Below are 1999 nucleotides of genomic sequence, written 5' to 3' on the forward strand. Positions count from 1 at the left end.
CCGCCGTCACCGGCCTGCCGGCCTTCTTCGAGAACGACATGGCCGCCGCCGCCATGGGCGAGCGCCTTTACGGCCTCGGCGCGAAGCATGCCGAATATTATTATCTCTACTTCGGCGTCGGGCTCGGCGGCACCATGCTGCATGACGGCAGCGCGTTGCGCGGCGCCTGGGGCAATGCCGGCGAGATCGGCCATATCCCGGTCGTCCCGGGCGGCGAGTTCTGTCCCTGCGGCAATCGCGGCTGCCTCGAACGCTACATCTCGCTGGAAGCACGAGGCCGGTGGAGCGGCGATGATGCCGAGTGGGTGGCCGAGGTCGCGCCGATCTTCCGCAACGCGATCGCCATCATCGAGAACCTCTTCGACCCCGAAACGATCGTCCTCGGCGGACTGGCTTCCCCTGCCCTGCTCGAACGGCTGGCGGCGTCAGCGGAACCGCTGCACAACTCGGTCTCTGCCCGCAAGGATCGCATGACGTCGCGCATCCTGGTCGCTCGGGGCGGCCAGCACGCGGTGCTGCGTGGCGCGGCGGCGCTTGCCGTTTCCGGCGTGCTTTCGCCGCGCTTCGGCCAGATCTTCACCGCCAAGCGGCAGCGCGAGGACGACCCTCTGAAAGGCGGAGACATCGCGGCATGAGTGAGCCCCTGCTGGTCCTCGACAACGTCGCCAAGAACTACGGCGCCATCCAGGCGCTGCGAGGCATCAGCTTTTCGATCGGACGCGGCGAGGTCGTGGCGCTGCTCGGCGACAACGGCGCCGGCAAGTCGACGCTGGTCAAGATCATCGCCGGCGGGCTCGAGCCGACTTCCGGCCGCATGCTGTTCGAAGGCAAGGAGTTCCTTGCCAAATCCCCCGCCGAGGCCAAGGCCGCCGGCATCGAGACGGTCTACCAGGATCTCTCGCTCTGCACCAACGTCGACGTGGTGGCCAACTTCTTCATGGGCCGCGAGATCACGCGCAAGGTGCTTGGCGTTCCGGTACTCGACGAGCGCGCCATGGAAGCGGTGGTGGCGAAGGCATTGGCCAATGCCGGCACGCGCATTCCCTCGCTGCGCACCAAGGTCGAGCATCTCTCGGGCGGCCAGCGGCAGGCGATCGAGCTCAACCGCTTCGTCCATTGGGGCGGCAAGCTGGTGCTGCTCGACGAGCCCTTCGCCGCGCTCGGCGTCGAGCAGACGCGCCGCGGCCTCGACATGATCCGCCAGGTGGCAAGCCAGGGCATCGGTGTCGTCATCATCACCCACATCATGCAGCAGGCCTTCCAGGTCGCCGACCGGATCGTGGTGATCCGCCAAGGCGTCGTGGCAGGCGACGTTGCGCGCAACAAGACAAGTCCCGATGCGGTGATCAACATGATCACCGGAGAGACGCTCGCCGGTGCCGGACCGGCGGGCTGAGGGACAAATGAGGGGTCCGGCGAGAAGAGGAGCGAACGACATGAAGCGAGTGCTACTTTCTGTCTTCGGTATCCTGGCTCTGGCCGTTGCCACGCTCACGCCGGCATTCGCCCAGTCCAAGGGTACCGTCTACTACCTGGTGCCGACACTGCTCGACGAATTCCAAACCGGCTCGGTGACCGCGCTGGAACTGTTCCTGAAGCAGGTCGGCTATGACTTCAAATCGCTGAACGCCGATAACAAGACCGACGCCCAGCAATCGCAGATGAACGACGTCATCGCACTGAAGCCTGCGGCGATCGTTCTTGCGGCGGTCGATTTCAACGCGCTGAAGCCGTCCGTCGAAGCGGCCCGCGCCGCCGGCATTCCGGTGGTCGAATTCGACCGCCAGATCACCGCCACTCCGTCCGACTTCACCTCGGTGGCGGGAACAGTCGAGATCGGCCACATCGCGGCCGACCAGGCCGAAGCGCTGCTGAAGGCCAAGAACGGCTCGGTGAAGGGCAAGGTTCTGCAGGTGCTCGGCGATCCCGGCGATCCCTACACCCTCGACATCCAGAAGGGCTTCGAGGAGAAGATGAAGGCGTTTCCGGACGTCAAGAT

Annotated in this window: 3 protein-coding genes; all 3 read left to right on the forward strand. The window is 65.6% G+C overall.

Annotated elements, in window-relative coordinates; genetic code table 11:
* Nucleotides 1-635, forward strand: a 635-nt coding sequence (locus EOA38_RS34990; protein ID WP_145966234.1) for an ROK family protein, incomplete at its 5' end; no start/stop codon positions are given.
* On the forward strand, nucleotides 632-1396 hold the full coding sequence (locus EOA38_RS34995) for an ATP-binding cassette domain-containing protein (RefSeq protein WP_126093568.1): 765 nt from the start codon (nucleotides 632-634) through the stop codon (nucleotides 1394-1396). The genes EOA38_RS34990 and EOA38_RS34995, both read left to right, overlap by 4 nt.
* A 40-nt stretch (nucleotides 1397-1436) precedes the next feature.
* Nucleotides 1437-1999: sugar ABC transporter substrate-binding protein (locus tag EOA38_RS35000; protein WP_145966235.1), on the forward strand; the 563-nt coding region annotated here is incomplete at its 3' end.

This window comes from Mesorhizobium sp. M1E.F.Ca.ET.041.01.1.1 (genome assembly GCF_003997355.1).
In the GTDB taxonomy this organism is placed as follows: Bacteria; Pseudomonadota; Alphaproteobacteria; order Rhizobiales; family Rhizobiaceae; genus Mesorhizobium.